Genomic DNA, 5,270 nt, shown 5'->3' on the forward strand with positions numbered 1-5,270 from the left:
TGCCTCACCGCATCACCGGCGAACCCCAGCTACGCACTCCGGATCCGGAAGGGCCACTTTAGCGGCCGATTGACGCGGAATTCTCTCGATATCTCCGGACGATCAGATCGATGATCTCCGGGTGGGCGCCCAATGGCGGAGAGGTGATATCCCCGCCCGCGGCGGCCAGGCGATCCGCGAAGAATCCCGGCGCGAGCAGGTGCGTCGCGACGGCGATCCGACGGTGCCCGTCAGCGCGCAGCGTCGAGACCGCCTCGGTGACCCTCGGGCTCGCCGCGGACGCGAATGCCGCTGTCACGGGCGTGCGGAGCAGCTCGGCGAGATGCCCGGCCAGCGCGCGGGTCTCCGCGACCGAGGACGCGTCGCTGCTGCCGGCCGCGCCCAGGACGACGGCGTCGGCACCGAACGCGCCCATGGCCCCGGCCTCGGCGAGCCGCTGCACGAGCGCCCGCACGACCTCGGGCTCGTCTCCGAGGTGCGGTGTCTGAACGACGGGGCCGGGCGCCTCGCGGCACGCCTGCCCGACGTCGTGGACGACGTGGAACCCGCGCGCGAGGAAAGCGGGGACCACGACCGTCGGCACGCCGTCCGCGAGGATCTTCCCGGGCCCCGGCTCCTGGACGTCCACCCAGGCGAGCCGGCAGTCCACCCCGACGAGCTGCTTGCGCACCTCGAGCAGGATTCGGCCCAGCACCCTGCGGCCGGTGGCGGACCGGGTCCCGTGCGCGACCAGTAGCAGGCGGGGGCCGGCCGGACCGGACAGATCAGTCATGTCACCGAGCATGCCGCAATCGGCGTGCGCTGCCGCATCGGCTCAGCGAGACTGGGGGGATGAACAGGCTGGCTCCATGAACAGGCGGCGGCGGCCCGAGGTGACCGTGGCCAACTGGGAGGCCGTGTACGACTTCTACGGGCCCGGTCGGCGGCGGGACTGGTTCACCTACCCGCTCCTGGCGCTCGTCGACGCGATCTACCGGCCGCGGCTGCGGATCCCCGACGAGACGGTCGCGCGGCTGCACCGCCTGCACTCCGACGGCGTGGGCATCGTCGTGGCCGTCAACCACCCGTCCGCGCACGACCCCACCGTGCTCGCGGCGGCCCTGTTCGACCGGCGGATCCGCTTCCTCGCGAGCGGGACCGGGTTGACCAAGGACCCGTTGTTCCGCGGGCCCCTGCGGCCGGTCTTCGAGTACACGGGAACGGTTCCCGTCTTCCGGGCCAAGAACTACGAGGGGACGGCGTCCGACATCCACGTGGCCGCCGCCACGCGCCTCATCGGGCTCTGCGTGGACCGGCTCACGGACGGGGGCGTCGTGCTCACGTTCGTCGAGGGCACCAACTCCTCCGCCGACGACCTGCGCACGCTGCGGCTCGAGTCGGTGAAGAAGGGCGTCGGCATGATGGTCGCGGGCGCCCGCGAGGCCGGCGCTCCGGTGGCCATGCTGCCGCTGGGGCTCGCCTACCACGGCCGCGAGCACGCGAAGCTGCCCCCGCGACACGCGGTCGCCGCGGCGGGACCGATCGCGGTGTGGGACTCCGGGCCGCCGCCGACCGTCGACGAGGTACGCGCTGCCGTGCGGGACGGGATCGACGAGGCGCTCACGGCCGCCTGGAGCTAGACCGGCCCTGTCACACCACGCCCGGCACGACCTCGAACTCCACCCCGCCGGCCTCGAGCTCGCGGGCCCGATCGGCAAGAGTGGCCGACGCGGCGATCCGCACGACCCCGTGCCCCGCCGCGTACCGGGTCGCCACCAGTTCCGCCACGCGGGCGGCGGGCAGGTCGGCGGCGGATTCGAGCACCTCGACGTCGTCGTCGAGCTCCGCCACCAGCGCGGCGTCGGCCGCACCGTCCACGATCAGCACGTCGGCGGTGTGGATGAGGCGCCGCGCGCGGACGGTGAGCAGGTCGCCGTCGCCGCTGCCGCCGACCAGCGCGACCCACCCTGTGGCCGGGCGGCGGCGCGCACGCAGACCGGCGGGCGCGGTGGCCAGGGAGCGCGCGACGTGGCGCCCGACCCGCACCGACCGGCGGGGGTCGCCCGAGTCGACGGCGATGCGCACCGTGCCGGCGGGCGTCGCGACGGCCGTGCGGGCGGGCACCCGCGCCGAGCCGAGCGCGGAGTCTCCGGCGGTGACGCACCAGATCCGCCGCTGCTCGCACAGGGCGGCGACCTCGGCGTCGACCCGGGCGTCGCCGGTGGCGACGTGCACCATCCAGGGACTGTCCAGGTCGGCGGGGGTGAAGGGCCTGGTGACGACGACGAGGTCGCCACCCGCTCGCTCCGCGAGGTCGGCCATCGCCGGGTCGACGCGCGGGGCCACCACCCGGACGAGGGCTCCGGCCTCGAGGAATGTCGCCGCCCGGCGGGCCGAGACGGGTCCCGCCCCGACGAGCAGCACCTCGCGACCCGCGAGCCCGACGGTGAGCGGGAGCCCGTCCAGCGTGGGCGCGGTCGGGGCCTGCGGCGCCGCCGGCGAGACCGCGGTGGTCACAGGTGGATGCCGCACTCGGTCTTGGACGAGCCCGCCCAGCGGCCGGACCGCGGGTCGGCGCCGGCCTCGACGCGGCGGGTGCAGGGCTCGCAGCCGATCGACGGGTAGCCGTCGTCGAGCAGCGGGTTGAGCAGGCAGCCGTGCTCGGCGGCGTAGTCGTGGACGCGCTCCATGGTCCACGCGACCAGCGGGTTGATCTTGATCATCGAGTGCTTCTCGTCCCACTCGACGATCGCGGCACCCGCGCGGTGATCCGTGTCGACGCGGCGCAGGCCGGTGATCCAGGCCTCGTATCCCGAGAGCGCCGCATCGAGCGGCTCGACCTTGCGCAGGCGGCAGCACAGTTCGGGGTCGGTCTCGTACGGCTTCGCGCCGAGGACCGCCTCGTGCTCCTCGCGGGTCGCGGGGCTGCGCACGTCCACGACGTTGAGACCGGGGGTGGCGGCGAGCGCGTCGCGGACGCCGACGGTCTCGGAGAAGTGGTAGCCGGTGTCGAGGAACAGCACGTCCACGCCGGGGGCGTGAGGCGCGGTCATCTCGGGCACGACCGTGTTGGCCATCGAGCAGGCCACCGCCAGGGCGTCGCCAAAGGTCTCGCCGGCCCAGGCCAGCACTTCGTTCGGGTCAATCTCCTCGAACTTGCCGTAGATTCCGCGGTCGTCGAAGCGACGGGCGGCATCCTCGGCGATGGCCTTGAGCTCTTCGGTGGTCCGCTTCCGACCGGGGCCGGGGGTGAGAACCGTGCTGCGGGGCAGCAGTTCCAGGCTCACTGTGGTCATACGAGTGCCTCCTCATCTGCCCGGTGGGCCCACTCGGCGAACGTCTCGCCCTGGTCCGAGTCCGTGAGGTAACGGCGGATGACGCGCTCGACATAGTCGGCGAGGTCCACCGTCGGGACGCGCAGACCACGGACGGTGCGACCGAGGCCGCCCTCATCGCGGTGGCTCGAGGAGAGTCCGCCGCCCAGGTGGACCTGGAAGCCGGGGGTGTCGCCGTCGAGCAGCTGGCCCTTGAGTCCGATATCGGCGGTCTGGACGCGCACGCAGCTGTTGGGGCAGCCGTTGAGGTGGATCGACAACGGCGTCTCCAGCGGAGCGTCGCCCGCGAAGCGCTTCTCGAGCTCCGCGACCAGCTCGGTGGCCGAGTCCTTGGTGTCAACAAAGGCGAGCTTGCAGAACTCGATGCCCGTGCACGCCATGGTCCAGCGACGGAACGAGCTCGGGCGGGCGTAGAGACCCAACTCGGCGAGTCCGTCGACCACGGTCTCGACGTCGGCCTTGTCCACGTCGAGAATCAGCACGCCCTGGTGCGGGGTGAAGCGGATGCGGTGCGATCCCACCGACTCGGCCAGATCGGCGACCTTGCCGAGCACCTCCCCGCCGGCTCGACCGACGGTCGTGGTGGCGCCGATGAAGTAGCGGCCGTCCTTCTGCTCGAACACGCCGATGTGATCGCCGGGGCGCGGCGACTTCTCGGGAGCGGGGCCGTCGGCGAGAGCGCGACCGAGGTACTCGTCCTGCAGGACCTGACGGAACTTCTCGGCACCCCAGTCCTTGATGAGGAACTTCAGGCGGTTGCGGGTGCGCTGCGCGCGGTAGCCGTAGTCGCGGAACACGCTGGTCACGCCGTGCCACACCTCGACGGCCTCCTCGGGCCGGACGAAGGCACCGAGTCGCGACGCCAGCTGCGGGTTCGTGGACAGTCCGCCACCGACCCAGAGGTCGTAGCCGGGGCCCAGCTCCGGGTGGACCACGCCGACGAACGCGATGTCGTTGATCTCGTGGACCACGTCCAGGCTCGGGTGACCCGTGAACGCCGTCTTGTACTTACGCGGCAGGTTCGAGAACTCGGGGCTGCCGATGTACCGCTCGCGGATCTCGGCGATCGCGGGGCTGGGGTCGATGATCTCGTCGGCGGCAATGCCGGCCACAGGGCTACCCATGACGACGCGGGGGCAGTCGCCGCACGCCTCGGTCGTGATGAGGCCAACTTCGTCGAAGCGACGCCAGATCTCCGGCACGTCCTCGATGCGGATCCAGTGGAACTGGACGTTCTGACGGTCGGAGATGTCCGCGGTGTTTCGCGCGAACTCGGTCGAGACTCCCGCGATCACACGGAGCTGCTCAGTGCTCAGGGCACCGCCGTCGATCCGGACCCGGAGCATGAAGTACTCGTCCTGCAACTCGTCCGCTTCGAGCTTCGAGGTACGTGCACCCGAAATACCCTGCTTGCGCTGGGTGTAGAGGCCCATCCACCGGAAGCGACCGGAGAGGTCATCAGAGGGGATCGAGTCGAACCCCTCCTTGGAGTACACGTCGATGATGCGCTGTCGCACGTTGAGCGCATCGTCCTCGGCTTTGAACTCCTCGTTGTGGTTGAGCTGGAGCTTGCCGTCGATCTTCCACTGACCCTTGGGCTTGGGAGCGCGCGCGGGACGGGCGGGGCGAGAGGCGGCTGCGGTATCGGTCATGGCGGCGAGGATAGTCAGAACAGACTGGTCTGTCTAACAAGGGTCACCTAACCGGATCCAACCGGATCGAACGCCCTCACCACCCGGAAGCCTCCCCGCCCGCGCTGCGCCCGGGCCCGTGCCGCCCGAGAAGAGCGCCCTCAGAACGGCGGCGGCGGTTGGAGGAGTTCGTCGAGGTGCTCGTGCAGGGCGTGGAGGATGGCTTTCTCCAGGGTGCTGTCGGTGGGTTTGTTGCGTTCCCACCAGCGACTGGCTTCGGCTGGGGTCACCCTTCCGCGCGGGGCCGGGTCCGAGTGCGGGGCGG

Annotated in this window: 5 protein-coding genes; 1 reads left to right on the top strand and 4 read right to left on the bottom strand. The window is 71.5% G+C overall.

The window, feature by feature from the left end; all coding sequences use genetic code 11:
- Positions 1-58: 58 nt before the first annotated feature.
- On the bottom strand, positions 59-772 hold the full coding sequence (locus tag KHA85_RS15900) for a sirohydrochlorin chelatase (protein WP_236885811.1): 714 nt from the start codon (positions 770-772) through the stop codon (positions 59-61).
- Positions 773-848: 76 nt separating this feature from the next.
- Here KHA85_RS15900 and KHA85_RS15905 point away from each other — a divergent pair, with 76 nt between their 5' ends.
- On the top strand, positions 849-1,619 hold the full coding sequence (locus KHA85_RS15905; RefSeq protein ID WP_236885812.1) for a lysophospholipid acyltransferase family protein: 771 nt from the start codon (positions 849-851) through the stop codon (positions 1,617-1,619).
- 10 nt (positions 1,620-1,629) lie between these two features.
- Here KHA85_RS15905 and KHA85_RS15910 read toward each other — a convergent pair whose 3' ends face one another.
- The 3 genes from KHA85_RS15910 to KHA85_RS15920 are packed head-to-tail and all read right to left on the bottom strand — an operon-like array spanning position 1,630 to position 4,966.
- Positions 1,630-2,496 carry an NAD(P)-dependent oxidoreductase gene (locus KHA85_RS15910; RefSeq protein WP_213186559.1) on the bottom strand — a complete coding sequence of 289 codons (867 nt, stop codon included), beginning with the start codon at positions 2,494-2,496 and terminating at the stop codon, positions 1,630-1,632.
- Positions 2,493-3,275, bottom strand: a complete 783-nt coding sequence (locus KHA85_RS15915; RefSeq protein WP_213186560.1) for a phosphoadenylyl-sulfate reductase — start codon at positions 3,273-3,275, stop codon at positions 2,493-2,495. Before KHA85_RS15915 ends, KHA85_RS15910 begins: the two co-directional genes overlap by 4 nt.
- The gene (locus KHA85_RS15920) at positions 3,272-4,966 is read right to left on the bottom strand and encodes a nitrite/sulfite reductase (RefSeq protein WP_213186561.1); all 1,695 of its coding nucleotides are present in this window, start codon (positions 4,964-4,966) and stop codon (positions 3,272-3,274) included. The genes KHA85_RS15915 and KHA85_RS15920 overlap by 4 nt, the downstream gene beginning before the upstream one ends.
- Between the last annotated feature and the right edge of the window lie 304 nt (positions 4,967-5,270).

It is taken from the genome of Dietzia massiliensis (assembly GCF_018390595.1).
GTDB classification, from domain to species: Bacteria; Actinomycetota; Actinomycetes; order Mycobacteriales; family Mycobacteriaceae; genus Dietzia; species Dietzia massiliensis.